Source organism: Micromonospora sp. NPDC051300 (assembly GCF_044455315.1).
GTDB classification, from domain to species: Bacteria; Actinomycetota; Actinomycetes; order Mycobacteriales; family Micromonosporaceae; genus Micromonospora; species Micromonospora robiginosa.
Window position 1 is genome coordinate 38,458 of record NZ_JBITEP010000035.1, and the last position, 23,047, is coordinate 61,504.

At 72.7% G+C, this 23,047-nt stretch carries 19 protein-coding genes; 14 read left to right on the top strand and 5 right to left on the bottom strand.

Going from position 1 to position 23,047, the window contains the following annotated elements:
* Positions 1-5: 5 nt before the first annotated feature.
* Positions 6-1,073, bottom strand: coding sequence for an acetylxylan esterase (locus ACIA5A_RS27355; RefSeq protein WP_396767304.1), 1,068 nt, complete (start codon positions 1,071-1,073; stop codon positions 6-8).
* A gap of 68 nt (positions 1,074-1,141) precedes the next feature.
* On the opposite strand from ACIA5A_RS27355, the gene ACIA5A_RS27360 reads away from it, so the two are divergent.
* The 6 genes from ACIA5A_RS27360 to ACIA5A_RS27385 are packed head-to-tail and all read left to right on the top strand — an operon-like array spanning position 1,142 to position 8,995.
* On the top strand, positions 1,142-2,062 hold the full coding sequence (locus ACIA5A_RS27360; RefSeq protein WP_396767305.1) for an ABC transporter permease: 921 nt from the start codon (positions 1,142-1,144) through the stop codon (positions 2,060-2,062).
* A 2-nt stretch (positions 2,063-2,064) separates the two neighbouring features.
* The gene (locus ACIA5A_RS27365; RefSeq protein ID WP_396767306.1) at positions 2,065-2,985 is read left to right on the top strand and encodes a carbohydrate ABC transporter permease; all 921 of its coding nucleotides are present in this window, start codon (positions 2,065-2,067) and stop codon (positions 2,983-2,985) included.
* A gap of 37 nt (positions 2,986-3,022) precedes the next feature.
* Positions 3,023-4,666 carry an extracellular solute-binding protein gene (locus tag ACIA5A_RS27370; protein ID WP_396767307.1) on the top strand — a complete coding sequence of 548 codons (1,644 nt, stop codon included), beginning with the start codon at positions 3,023-3,025 and terminating at the stop codon, positions 4,664-4,666.
* Positions 4,663-6,216, top strand: coding sequence for a xylan 1,4-beta-xylosidase (locus ACIA5A_RS27375; RefSeq protein WP_396767308.1), 1,554 nt, complete (start codon positions 4,663-4,665; stop codon positions 6,214-6,216). Before ACIA5A_RS27370 ends, ACIA5A_RS27375 begins: the two co-directional genes overlap by 4 nt.
* Positions 6,213-6,902, top strand: a complete 690-nt coding sequence (locus tag ACIA5A_RS27380) for a hypothetical protein (RefSeq protein ID WP_396767309.1) — start codon at positions 6,213-6,215, stop codon at positions 6,900-6,902. The genes ACIA5A_RS27375 and ACIA5A_RS27380 overlap by 4 nt, the downstream gene beginning before the upstream one ends.
* A complete protein-coding gene (locus ACIA5A_RS27385; RefSeq protein WP_396767310.1) occupies positions 6,899-8,995 on the top strand; it encodes an alpha-glucuronidase in 2,097 nt (698 codons plus the stop codon). Before ACIA5A_RS27380 ends, ACIA5A_RS27385 begins: the two co-directional genes overlap by 4 nt.
* Positions 8,996-9,008: 13 nt before the next feature.
* Here ACIA5A_RS27385 and manD read toward each other — a convergent pair whose 3' ends face one another.
* Together manD and ACIA5A_RS27395 are read right to left on the bottom strand one after the other, a co-directional pair.
* Positions 9,009-10,217, bottom strand: a complete 1,209-nt coding sequence (gene manD, locus ACIA5A_RS27390) for a D-mannonate dehydratase ManD (RefSeq protein ID WP_396767311.1) — start codon at positions 10,215-10,217, stop codon at positions 9,009-9,011.
* A 92-nt stretch (positions 10,218-10,309) separates the two neighbouring features.
* Positions 10,310-10,480: a hypothetical protein gene (locus ACIA5A_RS27395; protein ID WP_396767312.1), complete on the bottom strand. Its 171-nt coding sequence runs from the start codon at positions 10,478-10,480 to the stop codon at positions 10,310-10,312.
* A 106-nt stretch (positions 10,481-10,586) separates the two neighbouring features.
* Between ACIA5A_RS27395 and ACIA5A_RS27400 the strand changes: the two genes are divergently transcribed.
* The 3 genes from ACIA5A_RS27400 (at position 10,587) to ACIA5A_RS27410 (ending at position 14,651) form a co-directional block, all read left to right on the top strand.
* Positions 10,587-10,934, top strand: a complete 348-nt coding sequence (locus ACIA5A_RS27400; RefSeq protein WP_396767313.1) for an SCP2 sterol-binding domain-containing protein — start codon at positions 10,587-10,589, stop codon at positions 10,932-10,934.
* Positions 10,935-10,939: 5 nt separating this feature from the next.
* Positions 10,940-12,997, top strand: a complete 2,058-nt coding sequence (locus ACIA5A_RS27405; protein WP_396767322.1) for a glycogen debranching N-terminal domain-containing protein — start codon at positions 10,940-10,942, stop codon at positions 12,995-12,997.
* A 67-nt stretch (positions 12,998-13,064) separates the two neighbouring features.
* Positions 13,065-14,651, top strand: a complete 1,587-nt coding sequence (locus ACIA5A_RS27410; RefSeq protein WP_396767314.1) for a beta-1,3-glucanase family protein — start codon at positions 13,065-13,067, stop codon at positions 14,649-14,651.
* Positions 14,652-14,711: 60 nt separating this feature from the next.
* Here the strand turns inward: ACIA5A_RS27410 and ACIA5A_RS27415 are convergent, their stop codons facing one another.
* A complete protein-coding gene (locus tag ACIA5A_RS27415; protein ID WP_396767315.1) occupies positions 14,712-15,935 on the bottom strand; it encodes a multidrug effflux MFS transporter in 1,224 nt (407 codons plus the stop codon).
* Positions 15,936-16,080: 145 nt separating this feature from the next.
* Between ACIA5A_RS27415 and ACIA5A_RS27420 the strand changes: the two genes are divergently transcribed.
* Both ACIA5A_RS27420 and ACIA5A_RS27425 read left to right on the top strand, forming a co-directional pair.
* The gene (locus ACIA5A_RS27420) at positions 16,081-16,683 is read left to right on the top strand and encodes a TetR/AcrR family transcriptional regulator (protein ID WP_396767316.1); all 603 of its coding nucleotides are present in this window, start codon (positions 16,081-16,083) and stop codon (positions 16,681-16,683) included.
* Between the two features lie 15 nt (positions 16,684-16,698).
* Positions 16,699-17,367, top strand: a complete 669-nt coding sequence (locus ACIA5A_RS27425) for a lysophospholipid acyltransferase family protein (protein ID WP_396767317.1) — start codon at positions 16,699-16,701, stop codon at positions 17,365-17,367.
* Between the two features lie 30 nt (positions 17,368-17,397).
* Here ACIA5A_RS27425 and ACIA5A_RS27430 read toward each other — a convergent pair whose 3' ends face one another.
* Complete coding sequence (locus ACIA5A_RS27430) at positions 17,398-18,453, bottom strand: LacI family DNA-binding transcriptional regulator (protein ID WP_396767318.1); 1,056 nt, start codon at positions 18,451-18,453, stop codon at positions 17,398-17,400.
* 470 nt (positions 18,454-18,923) lie between these two features.
* Between ACIA5A_RS27430 and ACIA5A_RS27435 the strand changes: the two genes are divergently transcribed.
* The 3 genes from ACIA5A_RS27435 to ACIA5A_RS27445 all read left to right on the top strand — a co-directional run bounded on the left by ACIA5A_RS27435 (position 18,924) and on the right by ACIA5A_RS27445 (position 22,963).
* Positions 18,924-21,041 carry a cellulase family glycosylhydrolase gene (locus ACIA5A_RS27435; RefSeq protein ID WP_396767319.1) on the top strand — a complete coding sequence of 706 codons (2,118 nt, stop codon included), beginning with the start codon at positions 18,924-18,926 and terminating at the stop codon, positions 21,039-21,041.
* A 186-nt stretch (positions 21,042-21,227) separates the two neighbouring features.
* Positions 21,228-22,031: a DUF1206 domain-containing protein gene (locus ACIA5A_RS27440; RefSeq protein ID WP_396767320.1), complete on the top strand. Its 804-nt coding sequence runs from the start codon at positions 21,228-21,230 to the stop codon at positions 22,029-22,031.
* Between the two features lie 38 nt (positions 22,032-22,069).
* Positions 22,070-22,963, top strand: coding sequence for a hypothetical protein (locus ACIA5A_RS27445; RefSeq protein ID WP_396767321.1), 894 nt, complete (start codon positions 22,070-22,072; stop codon positions 22,961-22,963).
* Positions 22,964-23,047: the final 84 nt, after the last annotated feature.

Consider the following 23,047-nt stretch of genomic DNA (forward strand, 5'->3'; position numbering starts at 1 on the left):
CGACCCTACCGACGGGCCGGCCGTCCCCGCAGCCCGCTCCCGTCGCGTGATGCGGCGGTGGACGGGAGCACCGCGGCGAGCCAGCGCAGTTGCCGCCGTACGTGCACGGCCTCGCCGCCCTCGTGCCCGTTGAACGGGTAGGTGTGCATCTCCCGTGCCGGCGCGGTCGACCCGTCGCCGGTGGCGGCGCCGTACTGGTTGTAGGCGGCGAAGCCGGTGCTCGGCGGGCAGACCTCGTCCCGCAGGCCGAGCCCGAAGTGCGCGGGCGCGGTGGCCCGACGGGCGAAGGTGACCCCGTCGACGTACGACAGGGTGTGCCGGACCGCTTCCTCGGCCTCGCGGTGCACCGCCAGGTAGCGGGCGATCTCGCCGTACGGGGACGCCTCGGTGAGTTCGATGCCCCGCTGCACGTCGCACAGGAACGGCGCGGTGACCAGCAGCGCGGCGAGGTCGTCGACGAGGCCGGCCACCGCGAGCGCGAGCCCGCCGCCCTGGCTGTTGCCCACCGCGGCGACGCCTGTCGGGTCCACGCCGGGCAGCGCGCGGGCCGCGTCGACGGCGCGGACCGCGTCGGTGATCAGGCGGCGGTAGTGGTAGGTGTCCGGGGCGAGGATGCCGCGGGTGGCGGGGCCGGGTCCGCCGGGCGCGTCGTGCGGGTCGGGGGTGTCGCCGCGGCCGTGCAGCCCGCCCTGGCCCCGGTTGTCCACCAGCAGGTGGGCGTAGCCGGCCACCGGCCAGGTCAGCCGCTCGCCCGGCAGGCCCCGGCCGCGGCCGTAGCCGGGGTATTCCACCACCGCCGGCAGCGGCGTGGACACGCCGGCGGGGCGGGTGTACCAGGCCCGGACCGGCTCACCGTCGAAGCCGGCGAACGTCACGTCCCACACGTCGACAAGTCGCAGGTCGGTGGGCTCCAACCGGACGTCGACCAGGACCGGGTCGCGCGTGGCGGCGGTGCGGGTGGCGCGCCAGAACCTGTCGAAGTCGGCGGGTTCGATGACGCTCGGCGCGTATCGACGGAGCCGTTCGACAGTGAGGTCGGTCGATTCCCTTGACACGAAGAGAACGATACCCATAAATTCCGAAAAGCTTACGGGGCATTACCGGAAGTTTTCGGTCGCACGCTCCGGACAGGAGGGTGCGCGTGGTGACCGTAACCGGCCGGCCGCCGTGGCGGCGGGCCCTGCGCCGGGACTGGCAGCTCTACTCGCTCGCCGTCCTGCCCCTGCTGTTCTTCCTGACGTTCCGCTACCTGCCGATGCTCGGCAACGTGATCGCGTTCCGGCGCTTCCAGCCCGGCGGCAGCCTCTTCGGCGAGTACTGGACCGGGCTCCGATACTTCCGGTTGTTCCTCACCGACCCCACGTTCTGGAGCGTGTTCACCAACACGCTCGTGCTCGGCGCGCTCACGCTGCTGTTCTGCTTCCCGCTGCCGATCGTGCTCGCGTTGCTGCTCAACGAGGTACGCAGCCGTTCCGTCAAGCGGTTCGTCCAGTCGGTGTCCTACCTGCCGCACTTCCTGTCCATCGTGATCGTGGCCGCCATGGTCATGCAGTTGCTGTCCGTGGACGGCACGGTCAACCAGTTCCTGCGCGCCGTCGGCGCCGAGCCGGTCCCGTTCCTGCAACAGGCCGGCTGGTTCCGGACCATCTACGTCTCGTCCGAGGTCTGGCAGACCGTCGGCTGGGGCACCATCCTCTACCTCGCCGCGCTCACCACCGTCGACGGCGACCTCTACGAGGCGGCCCGCATCGACGGCGCGAGCCGGTGGCGGCAGACCTGGCACGTCACGCTGCCCGGGATCCGGCCGACCATGATGACGCTGCTGATCCTCAACATCGGCACGTTCATGGCGGTCGGCTTCGAGAAGATCCTGCTGCTCTACAACCCCCTCACCTATCCCACCGCGGACGTGATCTCGACCTACCTCTTCCGGGTGGGCATCGTCTCCGGGAACCTCAGCTACGCCGCCGCGATCGGCCTGTTCGAGGCCGTGATCGGGCTGACACTCGTGCTGTCGGCCAACGCGATCTCGCGGCGCGCGGTGGGGACGAGCCTGTGGTGAGCGTGGACGCCCGTGCACGGGGGCGGGCGTCCCGGCCGCGCGGCCCCCGACCCACCCGGGGTCACCGGATCTTCCAGGCGGTCAACGCCGTCGTGCTGACCGGCGTCGTGGTGGTGACGGTGTACCCGTTCCTCACCATCGTCGCGCGTTCGCTCAGCGACAACGCGGCAATCGTCGCGGGCCGGGTCAACCTCGTCCCGCGCGGGTTCAACCTGACCGCCTACCGGGTGGTGACCTCGGATCCGGCGTTCTGGGTCAGCTACCGCAACACCGTCGTCTACACGGTGGTCGCCACGCTCGTCTCCGTCGTGCTGACCACCTGCTACGCGTACGTGTTGTCGAAGCGGCACCTGCGGGGCCGGACCGCGCTTGTCGGCGTCGCCGTGTTCACCATGTTCTTCACCGGTGGCCTGATCCCCAACTACGTGCTGGTCACCAGCCTGGGGCTGAAGAACACGGTGTGGGCGATCGCGCTGCCCAACGCGATAAACGTGTTCAACCTGCTGGTCATGAAGGCGTTCTTCGAGAGCCTGCCGGTCGAGTTGGAGGAGGCCGCCGCGGTCGACGGCCTGGACACGTACGGCACGCTGCTGCGGATCGTGCTGCCGCTGTCCAAGGCGATGGTGGCCACCATGGTGCTCTTCTACGCCGTCTCGTTCTGGAACTCCTGGTTCGCCGCGTTCCTCTACATGGACCGCCAGGACCTGCTCCCGGTGACCGTCTACCTGCGCAACCTCCTCGCCGGCGCGACCGACGCCACGCAGACCGGCGGCGGCCTCGGCAGCGCGAACGACGTCGTACAGTCCGCCGCCACCATCCAGTCCGTGACCATCGTGCTCACCGTCCTGCCGATCCTCGCGGTCTATCCCTTCATCCAGCGCTACTTCGTCTCCGGAATCATGCTCGGCGCCGTGAAGGGATAGCCGCGCCCGCGACCCACCCACCACCGAAGGGAACACCATGGTCCAGCTGTCCCGGCGCCAGGTGCTGATCGCCACCGGCGCGGCCGCCGTCGCCTCCCTGGCCGGCTGCGGCGACGACCCGGCCGACAAGAAGGATCTCGACCGCAACCGCGCCGGCGCGATGGAGAAGTACGGCGTCGGCGACCAGTTCACCGCCACCGAACCGGTCAGCTTCTCGATCCTCTACAACAACCACCCGAACTATCCGCTCAAGCCGGAGTGGCTGTTCTGGAGCGAACTGGCCCGGCGGACCAACGTCAAGCTGGACCCGGTGGCGGTGCCGCTCAGCGACTACGAGCAGAAGCGCAGCGTGCTCGTCGGCTCCGGCGACGCCCCGCTGATCATCCCGAAGACCTACCACCCGCAGGAGAACCAGTACGTCTCCTCCGGCGCCGTCCTGCCGGTCAGCGACTACCTCGACCTGATGCCGCACCTGAAGGAGAAGCTCCAGCGGTGGAACCTCCAGCCTGAGCTGGACACGCTGCGGCAGGAGGACGGCAAGTTCTACCTCCTGCCCGGCCTGCACGAGAAGCCCTGGCAGGAATACACGCTAGCGGTCCGCACCGACGTGCTGGAGCAGTTGCGGATCCCGTCCCCGACCACCTGGGACGAGGTGCACGCGATGCTCACCGCGATGCGGGCGGCCCACCCGGACGTGCACCCGTTCTCCGACCGGTTCGGCAAGCCCAACCCGGCCGGCAACCTGCTGAACATGCTCGCCCAGGCGCACGGGTTGCCGGGCGCCGGCTGGAACTACCACGCCACGAGCTGGGACGACGGCGCGCAGAGGTACGTCTTCACCGGCGCGTCGGACAAGTACCGGCAGGTGGTGGAGTTCCTGCACAAGCTGGTCGCCGAGGGGCTGCTGGACCCGGAGACGTTCACCCAGACCGACGACCAGGCCCGGCAGAAGCTCGCCAACGGCAAGTCGTTCGTGATCAGCACGAACGCGCAGACCCTGGTCAACGACTACCGCCCGGACATCGCGAAGATCAACCCGAACGCCCGACTGAAGAAGATCCTGTTCCCGATCGGCCCGGCCGGCGCGGTGAACCCGGCCAGCCGGCTGGAGAACGGCGTGATGATCTCCAGCAAGGCGCGCGACGGCAAGCACTTCGTGGCCATGATGCAGTTCGTCGACTGGCTCTGGTACTCCGACGCCGGCCAGGAGTTCGCCAAGTGGGGCGTCGAGGGCTTCACCTTCACCCGGGACGCCTCGGGCCGGCGCGTGCCCACGCCCGACGTCGACATCGTCGGGCTCAACCCCAAGGGGACCAAGCACCTGCAGAAGGACTTCGGTTTTGCCAACGGCGTCTTCGCCTACGGCGGCAAGCTCGACCTGGTGCAGTCGTTCTTCTCCCCCGAGGAGTTGGAGTTCCAGAAGGAGATGAACGGGCGCAGGGCCGCGCCCTGGGTGACCCCGCCGCCCGCGCCGCTCAGTGACTCCGAGCAGGAACAGACCACGCTCTGGGCGACCGCGCTGAAGGACCACGTCACCCAGAACACGCTGAAGTTCGCCCTCGGCCAGCGCCCGCTGAGCGAGTGGAACGCCTACGTCGCGGAGCTGAAGGCCAAGAACGCCGAGGCGTACACCGACCTGGTCAACAAGGCGTACGAGCGGTACCGCAAGAACCACGGATGATGCGCCTCATCGTTCCCGACCGGCCCACCGGCCGGCTGACCGACGCCTGGCGTGCCTGCGTGGGCACCGGCCGGTTCGACCTGGCGCTGCGGCGCGACTACCAGGACTCGCTGGCGCTGGCGCAGCGGGAGATCGGCTTCCGGCACATCCGCGGGCACGGACTGCTCAGCGACGGCGTCGGCGTGCACCGGCCCTACGAGTGGCGGGGCGAGCGGCGGGTGCGGCACGCCTTCACGTACGTCGACCAGGTCGTCGACGCCTACCTCGACCTGGGCGTCCGGCCGTTCGTGGAACTGGGCTTCATGCCCTCGACGCTCGCCTCGGGCGAGCAGACGGTGTTCTGGTGGCGGGGCAACGTGACGCCGCCGCGCTCGCCGCGCGAGTGGGGCGATCTGGTCCGGGCCACGGTGGCCCACCTGGTCGACAGGTACGGCCTCGACGAGGTGCGCGGCTGGCCGATCGAGGTGTGGAACGAGCCCAACCTGACCGAGTTCTGGCCGGACGCCGACCAGGACGCCTACCACCGCCTGTACGAGGTGTCCGCGCACGCGGTGAAGGACGTCGACGCGACGCTTCAGGTCGGCGGGCCGGCCCTCTCCCCCGGCGCCGACGGGTGGTGGGAACCGTTCGCCGAGTTCGTCACCGCGCACGACGTGCCGGTCGACTTCGTCAGCCGGCACGCCTACACCTCCGGCCCGGCACGGCACGTGCCGTTCGGCACCCGGCAGGCCCTCGCCCCGGCGGCGGAGCTGCTGGCGCAGTTCGCCGCGCCCCGCCGCCACCTGGCCGGCACCGCGCTGGCCGACCTGCCGGTGCACATCACCGAGTTCAATTCCTCGTACCGGCCGGACAACCCGATCCACGACACCGCGTTCCACGCCGCCTACCTGGCGCCGGTGCTGGCCGGCGGCGGGGACCTGGTCGACTCGTTCTCGTACTGGACCTTCTGCGACGTGTTCGAGGAGCAGGGCGTGCCCACCGCGCCGCTGCACGGCGGCTTCGGCCTGCTCACCCACCGGCAGCTCAAGAAACCCACCTACCACCTGTACGCGTTCATGGCCCGGCTCGGCGCCGAGGTGCTCGCGCGCGGGCCCGACCATCTCGTCACCCGCCACCCCGACGGCCGGGTCGCGGTGCTGGCCTGGGCGCCGGTGGACGTCACCGGACGGGAGCCGGCGACCGGGCCGCACACCGTGGCGCTGTCGGTCCCGGTCGGCCGGCCGGGCACCGCGTCGGCGTTCCTGCTCCGCCGGTCGGTGAGCGAGGACGCCGGCAACGTCTGGGCGGCCTGGCGGGAGATGGGCAGCCCGCACTCGCCCCGCCCGGGGCAGCTCGACGCGTTGCGGGAGGCGACCGAACCGGCCCGGACCCACCGGGCGCTGCCGGTCACCGGCGGGCGGGTCGACGTCGACCTCACGCTCGCCCGGCACGAGGTGACAGTGGCCGAGCTGACCCCGGTGGTGGACGAGACGCCGCCGTGGTGGGACGACCGCCTGCTCGACCAGCCCGGCGTGCGGCGGGCCGACCCGGCGCCCGAGGCACGACCGTGAGCGACAGGGCCGGCCGGCCGCGGGAGTTCGGCGACGGGCCGTTGTCGCGGGCCGCCGCCGGAGTCCACACGCTGCTCACCGTGGAGCTGTGGCTGCTGCTCGGTGTGCTGCCCGGCCTGGTCGCGCTGGTGCTGCTCGACCGCGACGCCAGCAACCTGCCGCTGGTCGCGGTCGCGCTGCTGCCGGTCGGCCCGGCCGTGTCGGCCGCGCTGCACACCCTGCGCCACCAGCCCCCGGACCTGACCGACCTGCGGCCCGCCGTCCGGTTCCGCCGGGCCTACCGGGCCAACCTGGCGGGCGTGCTGCGCGTCTGGGCGCCGACGCTGCTGTGGCTCACCGTCGTCGCGGTGAACCTGGCCCACCTGGGCGCCGCGGGCGTCGCCGGCTGGTGGGCGGCGCCGCTGGTGCTGGTCGCGGCCGGAGTGCTGCTGGTCGGGACCAACGCCCTGGTCATCGTCTCGCTGTTCACCTTCCGCACCCGCGACGTGGTCCGGCTGGCCGTGTACTTCCTGGTCCGCCGGCCCGGCGTCGCACTCGGCAACGCCGTGCTGCTGACCGCCGCCGCCGGCGTCACCGCGGCCTTCTCCGAGGCGGTGCTCGCCCTGCTGGCCGCGCTGCTGGTGATGGCGCTGCTGCGGATCGCCGACCCGATGATCGACACCATCCGGACGGAGTTCACCCCATGAGCGTTCCGGTCACCGGCCGGGCCCCGACCGCCGAGGAGTCGACCTGGCACGCGGCCTGGCTGCCGCCGGCGGCGTTCCGGGACCTGGGCGCCCGGGACGTGCTGGTGCACGGCGACGGCACGCTCGTCGACACCGTGCTGGACGAGGTGACCCGGGCCTGCGCCCGCCACGGCGGGCGGGTGTGGCACTCCCCGCCCTGGGACGTCGACGCCGACCTGGTGCTGGCGTCGCGTACCGCCGGTCCGGTCGCGAACGCGGCGGCGGAGGCGGCCCGCCTCGGGGCGACGCCGGCGGTGGACGGCACGGGCGACGGGTCGCTGGGCGAGGAGGGGTTCCTGCTGGCCCGGGTGGACGGCGTGACGGTGGTGCTTGCCGACGCGCCGGCCGGCCTGCTGTACGGGCTGTTCCACGTGGTCCGGCTCGGCGCGGCGGCCTTCGACGACGACCGGCCGCCCCGGCGGCACCAACCGGCGATGGCCCGGCGGATGCTCGACCACTGGGACAACATGGCCGTGCACCCGGTGTCGGGCCAGGTCGAACGCGGCTACGCCGGCGGCTCCCTGTTCTGGCGCGACGGCGCCGCCCGGCGGGAGCCGGAGCGGCTGCGGGACTACGGGCGGCTGCTCGCCTCGTGCGGCGTCAACGCGGTGACGGTGAACAACGTCAACGTGCACGACGCCGAGGCCCGGCTGCTGACCGACCGGCTCGGCGACGTGGCCGAGATCGCCGACGCGCTCCGCCCGTACGGCATCCGGGTCCATCTGTCGGTGACCTTCGCCGCCCCGGTGGTGCTCGGCGGCCTGCCCACCGCGGACCCGCTCGACGACCGGGTGCGGGTTTGGTGGGCGGAGGCCACCCGGCGGGTCTACCGGCGGATCCCCGACTTCGGCGGCTATCTGGTGAAGGCCGACTCGGAGGGCCGGCCCGGCCCGTTCGCCTACGGACGCGACCACGCCGACGGCGCGAACCTGCTCGCCGGAGCGCTCGCCCCGCACGGCGGGGTGGTGCGCTGGCGGGCGTTCGTCTACGACCACCGGCAGGACTGGCGGGACCGGTCGACGGATCGGGCCCGGGCCGCGCACGACCACTTCGCGCCGCTGGACGGGCGGTTCCGGGACGACGTCCTCCTCCAGGTGAAGTTCGGGCCGGTGGACTTCCAGCCGCGCGAGCCGGTGTCGCCGGTGCTCGCCGCGATGCCTGCCACCCGGCTGGCGCTGGAGGTGCAGGCGACCCAGGAGTACACCGGCCAGCAGCGGCACGTCTGCCATCTCGGCCCGTGGTGGAGCGAGGTGTTGGGGTTCGCGCCGTGGGGTCCGGCCGGTGCCACGGTCGCCGACGTGGTCGCCGCCGGCGGTGGTCTGGTCGCGGTGGCCAACGTGGGCGACGACCCGTTCTGGACCGGGCACCCGCTGGCCCAGGCGAACCTGTACGCCGTCGGCCGCCTCGCCTGGGACCCGCGGCTGGACCCGGGCGCGGTCCTCGACGAGTGGATCGAGCTGACCTGGTTGCCGGTCACCACCGGCGACCCGGAGCTGGTGCGGCGGACGCTGCACGCGATCATGGACGAGTCCTGGCGTACCTACGAGCGCTACACCGCGCCGCTGGGCGTCGGATTCATGGTGCGGCCGGGGCACCACTACGGGCCGGACGTGGACGGGTACGAGTACACGCCGTGGGGTACCTACCACTTCGCCGATCGCGACGGCGTCGGGGTGGACCGCACCCGGGCGACCGGGACCGGCTTCACCGGCCAGTACCCGCAGCCGTGGTCGGAGGTGTACGAGTCGCGCCGGCGGTGCCCGGACGAGCTGCTGCTCTTCTTCCACCACGTGCCGTACGGGCACGTGCTGCACAGCGGCCGCACGGTGATCCAGCACATCTACGACACGCACTTCGCCGGCGTCGAGGAGGTGGCGGCGATGCGGGAGCGGTGGCGGTCGCTCGCCGGCGCGCTCGACCCGGCCGTGCACGAGCGGGTTGCCGAGCGCCTCGACGAGCAGTTCCGCTGCGCCGTGGAGTGGCGGGACCAGGTCAACACCTACTTCTTCCGCAAGTCCGGGGTGCCGGACGCGCACGGCCGCCGCATCCACTGAGCGGCCGGCGCGCTCACCAGGGGTGCACGGTGCCGTCGGTCAGCCGGTTCACCGGCAGGTAGGCCGGCACGTACGGGTGACGGGCCGCGGCCTCCTCGTCGATGTCCACGCCGAGCCCGGGGGTCTCGGCGGGGTGCAGGTAGCCGCCGTCGAAGTGGTAGCCGTGCGGGAACACCTCGTCGGTCAGCGCGGTGTGCCGCATGTATTCCTGGAGGCCGAAGTTGGGGATGGCGAGGTCGAGGTGGAGCGCGGCGGCCATGCAGACCGGGGACAGGTCGGTGGCGCCGTGCGAGCCGCTGCGGACGTGGTGCAGCGCGGCGAGGTCGAAGATGCGCCGCAGGTGGGTGAGCCCGCCGGCGTGCACCACAGTCGTGCGGACGTAGTCGATGAGCTGTTCCCGGATGAGTTGCGCGGCGTCGAAGATGCTGGTGAAGACCTCGCCCACGGCGACCGGGGTGGTGGTGTGCCGGCGGATGAGCCGGAATCCCTCCGGCAGGTCCGCCGGGACCGGGTCCTCCATCCAGGTCAGCGCGTACGGCTCCAGGCTCTTGCCGAGCCTTGCCGCCTCGATCGGGGTGAGCCGGTGGTGCACGTCGTGCAGCAGCCGCAGGGTGGGGCCGAACTCGTCGCGGACCCGGGCGAACACGGTCGGCACGTGCGCCAGGTAGGCCTCGGTGGACCAGGTCGTCTCGGTGGGCAGCGCGGCGTCGGCGGGCTCGTAGAACATCTTGTCGGCGCTGACGCCGTAGGTGTGCGGCAGGCCGGGCACGCCGCACTGCACGCGTACCGCCCGGTAGCCGAGGTCGACGAAGCGGGCGACCTCGGTCAGCACCTCGTCGACGGTCTCGCCGTTGGCGTGGCCGTACACGGTGACACCGTCGCGGGACCGGCCGCCGAGCAGCTGGTAGACCGGCAGCCCGGCGACCTTGCCCTTGATGTCCCACAGCGCGGTGTCCACGGCGGCGATCGCGCTCATCGTGACCGGCCCGCGTCGCCAGTAGGATCCCTGGTAGAGGTATTGCCAGGTGTCCTCGATCCGGGCCGGGTCGCGTCCGATCAGCAGCGGCACGACGTGCTCGCGCAGGTAGGACGCGACGGCCAGTTCCCGGCCGTTGAGGGTGGCGTCGCCGACGCCCGTCACGCCGTCGTCGGTGACGACCTTCAGGGTCACGAAGTTGCGGCCGGGACAGGTCACGATCACCCGGGCGTCGACGATCCGCATCCGGCCTCCCCTGCCGCTCGGCACGCGGTCCATTACAGCAGATTCATCGGCATTTGCCGATGCCTAGGCGTCGTGGACCGCTGAGCGAGGGGTCAGGCCGGCTCGGGCACGCCGCCCGGGTCCCCGTCGTCGGGCATCGGCTCGACCGGCGCCTCCGGCAGCTCGTCCGGCGTGTCCGGCAGGAGCTCACCGGGGTCGTCCGGCACGTCCTCGCGGGGGTCGAGCGGCGGATACACCTCGGGGTCGAGTTCGGGGTTCGTCATCGAGTCATTATCCGACGACACCGCCGGCGTCGCCCGCCGAGCAGGTTAGCGTCCCGGCGCAGGGGGTACCCGCCGGTGCTCCGGTGGCGGCTTGCGAGGAGGGCAGATGACGTCCACCGACGTCTTCTTCGACCGGTTGTCGACGGTCGGGTACGACGCCCGGCTCGGCACGGTCAGCGGCAGTGTCCGGATCGACGTCCGCACCGACGGCGGCCTCCGACAGTGGCGCCTGGACATCGACCGGGGCCACCTGCGGGTCACCCGCGACGGCGGGCCCGCCTCGGCGGTCATCACCACGTCCGAGCGGACCGCCGAGGCGATGGCGACGGGTGGGATGAACGGGTTGGCCGCGATCACCCGGGGCGAGATCACGGTCGACGGGGACCTCGGCCTGGCGCTGCGGATCGGGCGGCTGTTCCCGAGCCGGGCGGAGGCGGACGGGAACACCGGATGAAGGACGTGCCGGGCACGGTCTCCTGCATCGACGGCAGCACGTTCGTCGTGTCGGACAGCTGTGGCGACATCGAGTCCTCGCCGGCCGCCCCGGTCGGCCTGTTCGCCGCCGACACCCGCTACCTGTCGCGGTGGGTGCTCACCGTCGACGGCGAGCGGATGACGGCCCTGTCGGTGGACGACAGCCGGTATTTCGAGGCCGCGTTCTTCCTGGTCCCCGGCGGTCAGATGGACTACGTGCAGGCCGACGTGTCGGCCATCAGGCGACGGCGCATCGACGCCGACCTGACCGAGTCGATCACCGTGTTCAACTACGGCGACCAGCCGCGCGAGGTGGAGGTCCGGCTGGAGGTGGCGGCCGACTTCGCCGACATCTTCGAGATCAAGTTCAATGTCGGCGCCAAGGCCGGTGAGACGTACACCGAGGTCACGCCGGACGGCCTGCGGCTGGGTTACCGGCGCGGCACCTTCCACCGCGAGGTCGCCCTGAGCGCCGACCGGCCGGCGACCTTCGGCCCCGACGACGTCCGCTTCGCGGTCCGGCTGGCGCCCGGCGCCGACTGGTCGGTCGAGCTGCGCGCGGAGATGCGCGCGTGGCGGCCCGACGGCGTCGACCTGCGGGACGGGCCCCGCGCCCTGCGCACGGACCCGTCCGTCCTGCCCGACAGCGTGCGGGACTGGGTGGCCGCCGCGCCGACCCTGGATACCGACAGCGCCACCCTGCGGCAGGTGTACGAGCGCAGCCTGGTCGACCTGGCGGCGCTGCGCTTCGCGCCGCTCTCGCTCGGCGGCGCCACCGTGCCGGCGGCCGGTCTGCCCTGGTTCATGACGCTGTTCGGCCGGGACAGCCTGCTCACCTGCCTGCAGACCCTGCCGTTCACGCCGTCGTTGACGCCGCCGACGTTGCGCATCCTGGCCTCGTTGCAGGGCGCGCGGACCGACGACGTGCTGGAGGAGGACCCCGGGCGGATCCTGCACGAGCTGCGTTACGGCGAGTCCGCGGCGTTCGAGGAACAACCGCACTCGCCCTACTACGGCACCGTCGACGCCACCCCGCTGTTCGTGGTGCTGCTCGACGAGTACGAACGGTGGAGCGGTGACACCGCGCTGGTCCGGGAACTCGAACAGGAGGCCCGCGCGGCGCTGGGCTGGATGGACCGGCACGCCGACCTGACCGGCGCCGGTTACGTGTCGTACCAGCGGCGCAACCTCGACACCGGCCTGGACAACCAGTGCTGGAAGGACTCCTGGGACAGCATCTCCTACGCCGACGGCCGGTTGCCGGGCTTCCCCCGCTCGACCTGCGAGACCCAGGGGTACGCGTACGACGCCAAGATCCGCGCGGCCCGGCTGGCGCGCACGGTCTGGCACGACGGGGCCTTCGCCGACCGGCTCGAACGGGAGGCGGCGGAGTTGTTCGAGCGCTTCAACCGCGACTTCTGGCTGGAGGACCGCGGCTGGTACGCGGTGGCGCTCGACTCGGACGGCACCCCGGTGGACAGTCTCACCTCGAACATCGGGCACCTGCTGTGGAGCGGGATCGTGCCGCCGGAGCGGGCCGTCCGGGTGGCCGAGCACCTGATGAGTCCGGCGTTGTTCTCCGGCTGGGGCGTGCGCACGATGGCCGAGGGGCAGAGCCGGTACAACCCGCTGGGCTACCACACCGGGACCGTGTGGCCGTTCGACAACTCGTTCATCGCCTGGGGGCTGCGGCGTTACGGCCTGACCGACGAGGCCGGCCGGATCGCCGAGGGCATCATCTCCGCCGCCGCCTACTTCGAGGGGCGCCTGCCCGAGGCGTTCGGCGGCTTCGACCGGCGGACCACCCGCTACCCGGTGCGCTACCCGACCGCCGGCAGCCCGCAGGCCTGGTCCAGCGGCGCGTCGCTGCTGTTCCTGCGTACCCTGCTCGGCCTCGATCCGCACGAGGACCACCTGGCCGCGATCCCGGCGCTGCCGGCGGCGTTCGACCGCATCGCCCTGTTGGACGTGCCCGGGCGCTGGGGTCGCCTGGACGCGTTCGCCAGGCACCGGCCGGACAATCCGCCGGCCCCCACATATTGACAAACATTGTTTCCGAACAGACGCTGTGAGAGCGCTCTCTCCGCTCTCCACCACCCCGAGGTGTCCCATGCGTCTCCGGAAACGGCTGCTCGCCGCCGCGTCGACAGTGCTCGTCGCGCTCGGCAGCGGCCCACCCCTCGCCGCTCCCGCACACGCGATCGGCCCCGCCCTGCTGCCCGTCACCGTCACCAACACCACCGGCCGCGCCGACGCCGTGCACCTCTACGTCATCGGCACCCAGCTCGCCACCGGCCGGCTCGGCTACGTGACCGCCGCCGGCTCCTTCGTGCCCTGGACCGGCGGCCAGATCCCGCCGGCCCCCGCGCCCGACGCCTCCATCCCCGGTCCCGGCAACGGCGGCAGCACCACCGTCCAGTTCCCCCGGGGATTCTCCGGCCGGGTCTACTTCGCGCTCGGGCAGAAGCTGACGTTCCTGCTCACCCCGGACGGCCTGGTGCAGCCCGCCCCGTGGGCGGCCGGCGACGCGAACCGCGACGTCCTCTTCGACTGGAGCGAGTTCACCTACAACGACGCGGGCCTCTGGCTCAACAGCTCGCAGGTCGACATGTTCGCCGTGCCGCACGCGGTGACCGTGACCGGCGCGAACGGCGTCACCCGGCGCACCGGCGACCCGGTGCCGAACGGACGCGCCGCGGTGATCGACGGGATCCGCGCCCAACCCGGCTGGGCCGGCACCGTCCAGACCCGGTCAGACGGCACCGTGCTGCGGGTGCTCGCCCCGGGCAAGGCGGCGGGCGCCGGGCTGCTCAGTGCCACCTACCTCGACTCGTACATCGCCGCCGCCTGGAACGCCTACACCACGAAGACGCTGACCGTGGCGCCCTTCACCGACCAGCCGGGCGTCCGCTACTTCGGCCGTACCGCCGGCGACACGATGACCTTCACCAACGGCAGCGGCCAGGTGGTCGCCACGTTCCGCCGGCCCTCGTCGGCGAGCGTCTGGGGCTGCGACGGCGACCTGCCCGCGCCGAACGACCAGGTGGTCGGCCCGATCTCGCGGACGCTCTGCGCCGCGCTGAACCGGGGCACGCTGGGCACGATCGACACCCAGCCCAGCGCCGACGCCGCCGCGTTCTACCGCAACTCCCCCACCAACCAGTACGCCCGGCTGATCCACGCCAACATGGCCGACGGCAAGGCGTACGCGTTCGCCTTCGACGACGTCGGCGCGTTCGAGTCGCTGGTGCACGACGGCGATCCCCGCACCGCCGGGCTCGTCCTGAGCCCGTTCAGCGGCGGCACCACCAGCACCTCCTCGGCGATCGTCAGCGCCCTCAACGGCAAGTGCGTGGACGTGCCCAGCTCGAACTTCGTCGACCGGGCCCCGTTGCAGATGTGGACCTGCAACAACACCGCCGCGCAGCGGTGGACGTTCGACGGTTCGGCGCTGCGCAGCCAGAACGGCAAGTGCATGGACGTCGACGGCGGCTCGACGGCCAACGGCACGACCGTCCAGCTCTACGCCTGCAACGGCACCGGGGCCCAGCGGTTCACCCTGACCGCGGCCGGCGACCTGGTCAATCCCCAGGCCAATAGGTGCGTCGACATCAAGGACCGCAACACCGCCGACGGCGCCCGGCTGCAGCTCTGGGACTGCTCGGGCACCCCCAACCAGCGGTGGCGCCGGGGCTGACCGGCCCCGGGGGACGCGACGGGGGCCCGGCCGGCGGCCGGGCCCCCGTTCCCCGCGTCGTCAGTGCACGGCCACGACCGCCGGCGCCGGTTCCAGGTCGGCGAGCCGGGCCGGTCGCACCACGACCAGCAGCACGGCCAACGCCGCCACCAGGCCACCGGCCACCACCAGGGCCATCGCCACCGCCCCGGTGCCCAGCACGCCGACCAGCGGCGCGGCCACCGCGCCCACGCCGAACTGCACGGCGCCCAGCAGCGCCGAGGCGGTGCCCGCGGCCTCGCCGTGGCGGGACAACGCCAGCGCCGGGGCGTTCGGCATCGCCAGGCCGGCCGCCGCCAGCACCACCCACAGCGACACCAGCAGGGCGGGCAGGCCGCCGACGTTCGTCGCGGCGAACCCCACCAGGGCCAGCCCGGCGAGCGTGCCCACGCCCAGCGCGACGACGAGGATCCGCTGCGGCGGGTAGCGGCGCAGCAGTCGCACGTTGTACTGCGTCGCCCCGATCAGGCCCACCGCGCCGGCCCCGAACGCCAGCGCGAACTGCTGCTCGTCGAGCCCGTAGCTCTGCTGCAGGACGAACGACGAGCCGGCCACGTACGCGAACAGCGCCGCCATGGCCAGGCCGGCGACCAGGACCAGTCCGACGAACACCCGGTCGCGCAGCAGCGACCCGTAGAGCGCGATCGTCGCGACGACACCACCCCGCCGGCGACGCTGCGGCGGGAGGGTCTCCGGCAGCCCGATCGAGGCGACCACGACGAGCAGCGCGCCGATGACGGCGAGGGCGACGAACACGCCCCGCCAGTCCGTCCAGCGCAGCACGCCGCCGCCCAGGGTCGGGGCGAGGATCGGCGCCGCGCCCATCACCAGCAGCAGCCGGGAGAGCAGGGTGGCGAACGCCGCGCCGCTGAACAGGTCACGGACCACGGCCATGGCGACCACCGCGGTGGCGGCGACGCCGAGGCCCTGGACCACCCGCAGCGCGCCGAGCGCGCCCACGTTCGGCGCGACGACGCAGAGCGACGACGCCACGACGTGCAACGCGAGCCCGGCGATCAGCGGGCGACGCCGCCCGACCGCGTCAGACAGCGGCCCGATCAGCAGTTGGCCGACGGCGAGCCCGGCGAGCGTGCCGGTGAGGGTGAGCTGGACCGCCGCCGAGGTGGTCGCGAAGTCCGCGACGATCGCGGGCAGCGCGGGCAGGTACATGTCGATGGTCAGGGGGCCCACCGCGATCAGCGAACCGAGGACCAGGACGAGCCGCAGCCGCTGGCCGCGGGTCATCAGGTCACCCGGCGTCGAGGTGGATTTCAGCGTGACAGTCACACAGTGGTTCAGGCCCCGCCCCGCCGGCCTGATTCCCGTGCGGGCGAGAGGTGACCCGGCTCACCGAGTAGACAGTGTCTACTCGGCCTGGTAGACACGGTCCATGCCGCAGCCGGACAGCACCCTCCGGGCCCGACTCGTCCACGTCGGCGTCGACCTGCTGGAACGTGAGGGCGTCGGGGCGCTGACGCTGCGGGCGATCGCCCGTCGGGCCGGCGTGTCCCACGGCGCGCCGCGCCGCCACTTCCCGACCCACCTCGCGCTGCTGGCCGCCATCGCGCGTGAGGGCTACCAGCAGCTCGGTCGGGAGGTCGCCGAGACGATCGACGACGCCGAGGCGGACCCGCACCACCAACTCCTCGCGCTGGGCCGGCTCTACCTGCGCTTCGCACGCACCCACCACGGCATGTTCGAGCTGATGTTCCGGCACGACCTGCTGCGCGGCAACGGCGTCGGGCTGCGGGACGCCAGCGGCCAGCTCTTCGGCGTCCTGGTCGACCTGGTCGCGCGGGCCCGGCCCGACCTGGCCGGCACGCCCGCGCCACCTGTCGTCGCCGGCGCGCTCTGGGCCAACCTGCACGGCATCGCCGCGCTCTGGCGGTGGGGCAGCCTCCAGCTCGTGGTGCGCGACGACGACGTCGAACCGTTGCTGCGCGCCGCGCTGGAGGCCCATCTCGGGCACGCCGCGACACCCGCCACCCGCTGACCCCCGGAGGATCACGTGCTGTTGCAGACCGGTACCCGACTGGTGCTGGCCCCGCTGGGCCGGCTCGCCTTCCGGGCGGTGGTCGACGGGCGGGACAACGTCCCGCGACACGGGCCGGTGATCCTCGCCGCCAACCACATCTCCTTCCTCGACAGCGTGGTGATCCCGCTGCTGGCACCGCGACCGGTGGCCTTCCTGGCCAAGGACGAATACTTCCGGCAGCCGGGTGCCAAGGGCTGGCTCACCCGCACCTGCCTCACCGCGATCGACGCCATCCCGGTGCGTCGCGGGGGGCACCGGTCGGCCCAGGCGTCGCTGGAGCTGGCGCGGGAGGTCCTGGCCGCCGGGCGCGCGTTCGGCATCCACCCGGAGGGCAGCCGCTCGCGCGACGGTCGGCTCTACCGCGGCCGCACCGGGGTCGCCTGGCTCGCGCTGGCCTCCGGCGCCCCGGTGGTCCCGGTCGCCGTGCTCGGCACCGACCGGATCCAACCCGTCGGCGCCCGGCTGCCCCGACCCGGGCGGGTCACCGTGCGGTTCGGCACGCCGCTGCACTTCGCCCGACAGACCGCCGGCAGCGCCGGGCAGGCCCGGCGGGCGGTCACCGACGAGATCATGACCGCGATCCAGAAGCTGTCCGGCCAGGAGGTCGCCGACGAGTACAACGACCCCGGCCCAACGGCCTGACCCGCGGGGCGCCGACGGTCGGAACCCTGCTCAGCGTGGCGGCGGGGCGGTGCTGGCCCGCAGCGCGAGCGTGGTCGCCAACTCCACACCTGTAGTCGACGTCCGGTCGCCGCGCCCGAGAGCGAGCGCCAGCTCGGTCGCGGCCACCGCCATCTGGGCCAGCGGCTGGTGGACGGTGGTCAGTGGCGGTTCGACAAGCGCGGCGACGGGCAGGTCGTCGAAACCCACCACGCTCAGCTCGGCCGGGATGCGCAGCCCGAGTTCCCGCGCGGCCCGGTAGACCCCGATCGCCTGCAGGTCGTTGGTGGCGAAGACGGCGGTGGGGCGGTCGGCGCGGCCGAGCAGGCGTCGGGCGGCGGCCCGCCCGCCCTCGACCGTCAGGTCGGCCCGCTCCACCAGGTCACCGCCGACCGGCAGGTCGGCGGCCTCCATCGCGGAACGGTAGCCGTCGAGCCGCGCACGACAGCACAGGATCCGGTCCCGGCCGACGATCGCCGCGATCCGGTGGTGACCCAACTCGATGAGGTGCCGGGTGGCGGACCGCCCGCCCGCCCAGTTCGTCGCCCCGACGAAGGGCACGCCGTCGGGCAGTTCCACGCTGGGATCGAAGACGACGAACGGAATGCCCCGGGCACGTAGCTGCTCCCGTTCCGCACTCGACAACTGCGCCACCGAGATCACGCAGTCCGGACGGCGGGCGAGCGTGTCGTCGATCCAGTAGCGGACCCCGCCGCGTTCCGGGCCGAACTCGGTCAGCACGACGCCCACCCGATGCGCACGGGCGACCTGCTCCACGCCGCGGATGACCTCGATCCCCCACATGTGCTCCAGTTGCCCGAAGACGAGTTCCACGAGGTTGCTGCGGGTGGACGGCGCCGACCTGCGGTAGCCGAGCCGGCTGATCAGCGCCTCGACCCGGGCCCGGGTCTCCGACGCCACTCCGGAGCGACCGTTGATGACCTTCGAGACGGTCGGGATCGACACACCGGCGGTCCGGGCGATGTAGGAGATCGTCACCGGTCGGCCCGGATCACCGGGCGCGTCGTCCGGCTCGGCGACCGCCTCGTCCGGCTCGGCGTGCGACAAACCTGGCTCCTCCCACGCCGGTCCGACTGCCTGCGCGGCAAGGATATCCGCATCGACGTTCGTCGTCGCTTCCACGCGGAAATCTTTCCGCCCGCGACGGACCGCCCGGCGGGGCGACAGTGGCCGGTGGGGGCCGGGCGACACCTCCATTGCATCGACGCTCATCAACGGGGCGGGTAGCGTCCAGCGCGAAACTTTCCACATGAAATCGAAAGTTTCTCCGGCTGCGGAAGCCGAGCGACACCGGGCGGACGCCGAGGGCAGCGTCCGCGAGAGACCACTCCGCGTGCGAGCACCGGAGCGCCCGTCCGGGCCTCCGGCCCTCCTTCGCGCGCCCGACGGCGGCGGCGCCGATCTCGACCCGTTCGGCACATCGGCCGACGTCGAGCCGCGCCACCGGGGCACGACCGCCCCGGCGGGCGCCGGCCGCCATCCACGGATCGATCCGCAACGGCAGGAGAAAGAGTGCGATGAGTCCGCAGAGCATACGAAGAGCACGCCTCCGCATCGGCCTGCTCGCCGGCGGCGTGGCGGCGCTGCTGGTGGCGTCGATGACGGTGGCCGTGGGCGCCCAGGCCGCCGCCGGCTGCCGCGTGGCGTACACGGTGCCGTCACAGTGGCCGGGCGGGTTCACCGCGTCGGTGGAGGTGACCAACCTCGGCAACCCGGTCGACGGCTGGCGACTGGCCTGGACGTTCCCGTCCGGCCAGCGGGTGACCCAGGCGTGGAACGCCACGGTCACCTCGTCGGGCAGCCAGGTCACCGCGACGAACGCCGCCTGGAACGCCACCGTCGGCACCGACGCCACCGTGTCGTTCGGGTTCAACGGATCGTGGTCGGGCGCCAACACCGCGCCGACCGGCTTCACCCTCAACGGTGTGGCCTGCACCGGCGGCCCCGGCGGCACACCGTCGCCGACCACGAGCCCGTCGTCGACCCCCTCGCCCACCGCGACACCCACGACGTCGCCGTCGACGCCACCGACCACCCCACCGCCGGCCGGCGACCCGACGGCCACGGTGGCCGCGATGCAACCCGGCTGGAACCTCGGCAACACGCTCGACGCCATCCCGGACGAGACCGCCTGGGGCAACCCGCTCACCACCCAGGCCCTGCTGCGCCACGTCCGGTCGCAGGGCTACCGCAGCGTCCGGCTACCGATCACGTGGAGCAACCACCACGGCCCGGCGCCCGACTACACCATCGACGCGGCGTGGCTGAACCGGGTACGGCAGATCGTCGACTGGGCGCTCGCCGAGGACCTCTACGTGATGATCAACCTCCACCACGACTCCTGGCAGTGGCTCAACACCTACCCCGCCGACCGGACCACCGTGACGAACCGGTACCGGGCGCTGTGGACGCAGATCGCCACCACGTTCCGCGGCCACTCGCCGAAGGTGGTCTTCGAGAGCATCAACGAGCCGCAGTTCGCCGACACCACCGACGCGCAGGGCGACACCGCGACGCGGGAACTCAACGCCGAGTTCGTCCGCCTCGTGCGCGCCACCGGCGGCAACAACGCCACCCGCCTGCTGGTCCTGCCCACTCTCCACACCAGCGGCGAGCAGGCCCGACTGGACGCGCTGGCCGCCGGCATCGACGCGCTGGGCGACCCCAACCTCGCCGCCACCGTGCACTTCTACGGGTGGTGGCCGTTCAGCGTGAACATCGCCGGCGGCACCCGCTACGACGCCAACGTGGAGAAGGACCTGGTGGACACGTTCGACCGGGTCCACGACACGTTCGTCGCCCGCGGCATCCCGGTCGTCATCGGCGAGTGGGCGCTGCTCTCCTGGGACCACACCCGGCCGGGCATCATCGAACGCGGCGAGTTCCTGAAATACCTCGAGGCGGTCGGCTACCACGCCCGCACCCGCAACCTCACCACCATGCTCTGGGACGCCGGGCAGTTCCTGAACCGCACCGAGCTGCGCTGGCGCGACCAGGGCGTGTACGACATGCTCAAGGCGAGCTGGACCACCCGCTCCGGCACCGCCTCCACCGACCAGGTGTACGTGCCGCGCACCGGCACGATCACCGCGAAGGCCCTCACGCTCAACCTCAACGGGCTGACGTTCCGCGGTCTCTGGCAGGGCGACACGCCGCTGACCAGCGGCAGCGACTACACGGTCTCCGGCACCACCCTCACGCTCACCGCGGCGGCGGTGACCCGGCTGGCGGGCAACCGGGCGTACGGCGTCAACTCCACCGTCGAGGCCCGCTTCTCCCAGGGCGTGCCCTGGCGGATCGACGTCATCAGCTCCGACCCGCCCACCCAGTCGGCCGCCACGGGCACGACCAGCAGCTTCGCCGTCCCCACCCAGTTTCGCGGCGACCAGCTCGCCACCATGGAGGCCACCTACGCCGACGGCAGCCCCGCCGGCCCGGCCAACTGGACCCCGTACAAGGAGTTCTGGGGACACTTCCAACCCGACTACACGGCCGGCACGATCATCCTGAAACCGGAGTTCTTCGCCGAGGTGAACGACGGCACGGTCACCCTCACCTTCCACTTCTGGAGCGGCACGAAGATCACCTATCGCATCACCAAGGCCGGCACCTCGGTCACCGGCAGCCCCGCCTGACCCTCCGAGGTGCCGCGGCGTCAGGCCGCCGCGGCACCTCGCACGGCGAGGCACTGCGTCAACCACCACCACGTCGCCGGCGACCTCCGCCTCGCCGTGCGGTCCCGACGCCGGCTTCGGCGTCGCCCGTCCGCGTCACGCCGGCCGGCAGGTTTGGCCGGAGCCGCCGCGGGTGAATGTCGGCGCATGTCATCGCTGTCCTCGCGGGCCCGCGGCGCCGTCTCCCGCGCCGCCGACAACCCTGGTCTGGAGCGTCTCACCCGAGCCGGCTTCGTCGGCTACGGGATCCTGCACCTGCTCTTCGCCTGGGTGGTGGTCCGGGTCGCCTCGGGCGGCCCGACCGCCGACGGCGACCAGTCGGGCGCCATGCAGGAGATCGCCGACGAGCCGTTCGGGCTGGCACTCATCGTGGCGATCGTCGTCGGGCTGGTGGCGATGGCGCTCTGGCAGGTGCTGGAGGCGCTCCGGGAGCGCCGCCTCGGCGAACGGGTCGCGTCGGCCGGGCGGGCCGCGTTCTACCTCTACCTCGCGTTCAGCGGGGTGAAGGTGCTGCGCGGCAAGAAGTCGTCCAGCGCCGACACCCAGCAGGACACCGCCGAGGGTCTGCTCGCGTCGAGCGGAGGACGGGTCGCCGTGATGGCGGTCGGTCTGTTCCTGGCCGGGCTCGGCGGGTGGCTGGCGTTCGTCGGCCTCACCGGGCGTTTCGAGAAGCACCTGCGGGTGAGCGAGATGGCGGCGGCGACCCGGCGGCTCGTGCGCCGGCTCGGCGTGGCCGGCTACCTGGCCAAGGGCCTGGCGTACGGCATCGCCGGGGTGCTGTTCGTGGTGGCGGCGTGGCGCTACGACCCGGACAAGGCGCGCGGGCTCGACGCCGCGCTGCGGACGCTGGCGGGCGAGACCTACGGCACCGCGCTGCTGCTCGTGGTCGCGGCCGGCTTCGCGGCGTACGGGCTCTTCGCGGTGACCGAGGCGCGCTACCGCAAGGTCTGACCGACGCCTGTTGGACCGGTCGCCTAGCATCGACGTGCGTGACCTGGTTGGCGTCGGTGACCGCGCAGCCCGCCGAGGACCCGCCGGCGCTGCTGACCGTCGCCGTGTGGTCCACGCTGGTGATGGCCTCGGTCGTCCTCGCCACGTTCCTGTCCTATCTGCTGCGGCATCGGCTCGACCGGGCCAACGCCGCGATCCAGGGCCTCCGTGAGCACGAGTACGTCACGAGCGTGCAGCAGCCGGTGGCCGGCGTCCTGGTCGGCGCGGTGGGCGGCTACGGGATCAACGTGGCGACGCAGGGCGCCGGGTGGCCGGGCTACCTGGGGTGGCTGCTCGGCATGCCGGTCCCGGTCGCCATGGTCACCTGGGCCACCGTCCGCAGCGTGCGGCGACGCCGGTTCGACGAGCAGTGGCCGCCGGACGAGGTGCCCGCCGACGACCCGGTCCGGGTCCGGGGCACCCTGCGCCGGGTGGTGCGGGAGGGCGCCGGGCCGGCGCCGGCCGACCCGGCCGCGCTGGACCGGGCCCTGCGACTCCTGCTGGACGATGTCCTGCCCGCGCTGCGGGTCCGCCGGGACCGCAGCCCACGCCGGTGGCTCGGGGAGCACCGGACGGGCACGGCAGTCGTGCTCGGCTGGGCGGCGGCGACGCTGACCGCCGTGGCGGCCGTGGCGGTCCCCCGCCTGGGCGCCGGGCGGCCTGGCGCGTGGGCCGTGCTCGGCGGGGCCACGCTGGTGATCGCGTCGCTCGCCGTGGCCCTGCTGGTCCTGCGGTACCGGTACAGCCGTTTCCGGTACGGCGTGCTGACCGACGAGGTGGAACGGTCCGCCGGAGCGGTCCGCCGCCGGATCACCGAGCGCAGGCTCGGCATCGCGAGCACGTCCGGCGGTCAGCCGCGGCGTCGCCGGCGGCCGGCGTCCACCACCGACTGACAGAGATGATGTTTGTGAGCACCTCCCGCCGAGGTCTGACCCACCGACTGACTGACTTCGGGTCTTCAACGGGATTTGTCGGCC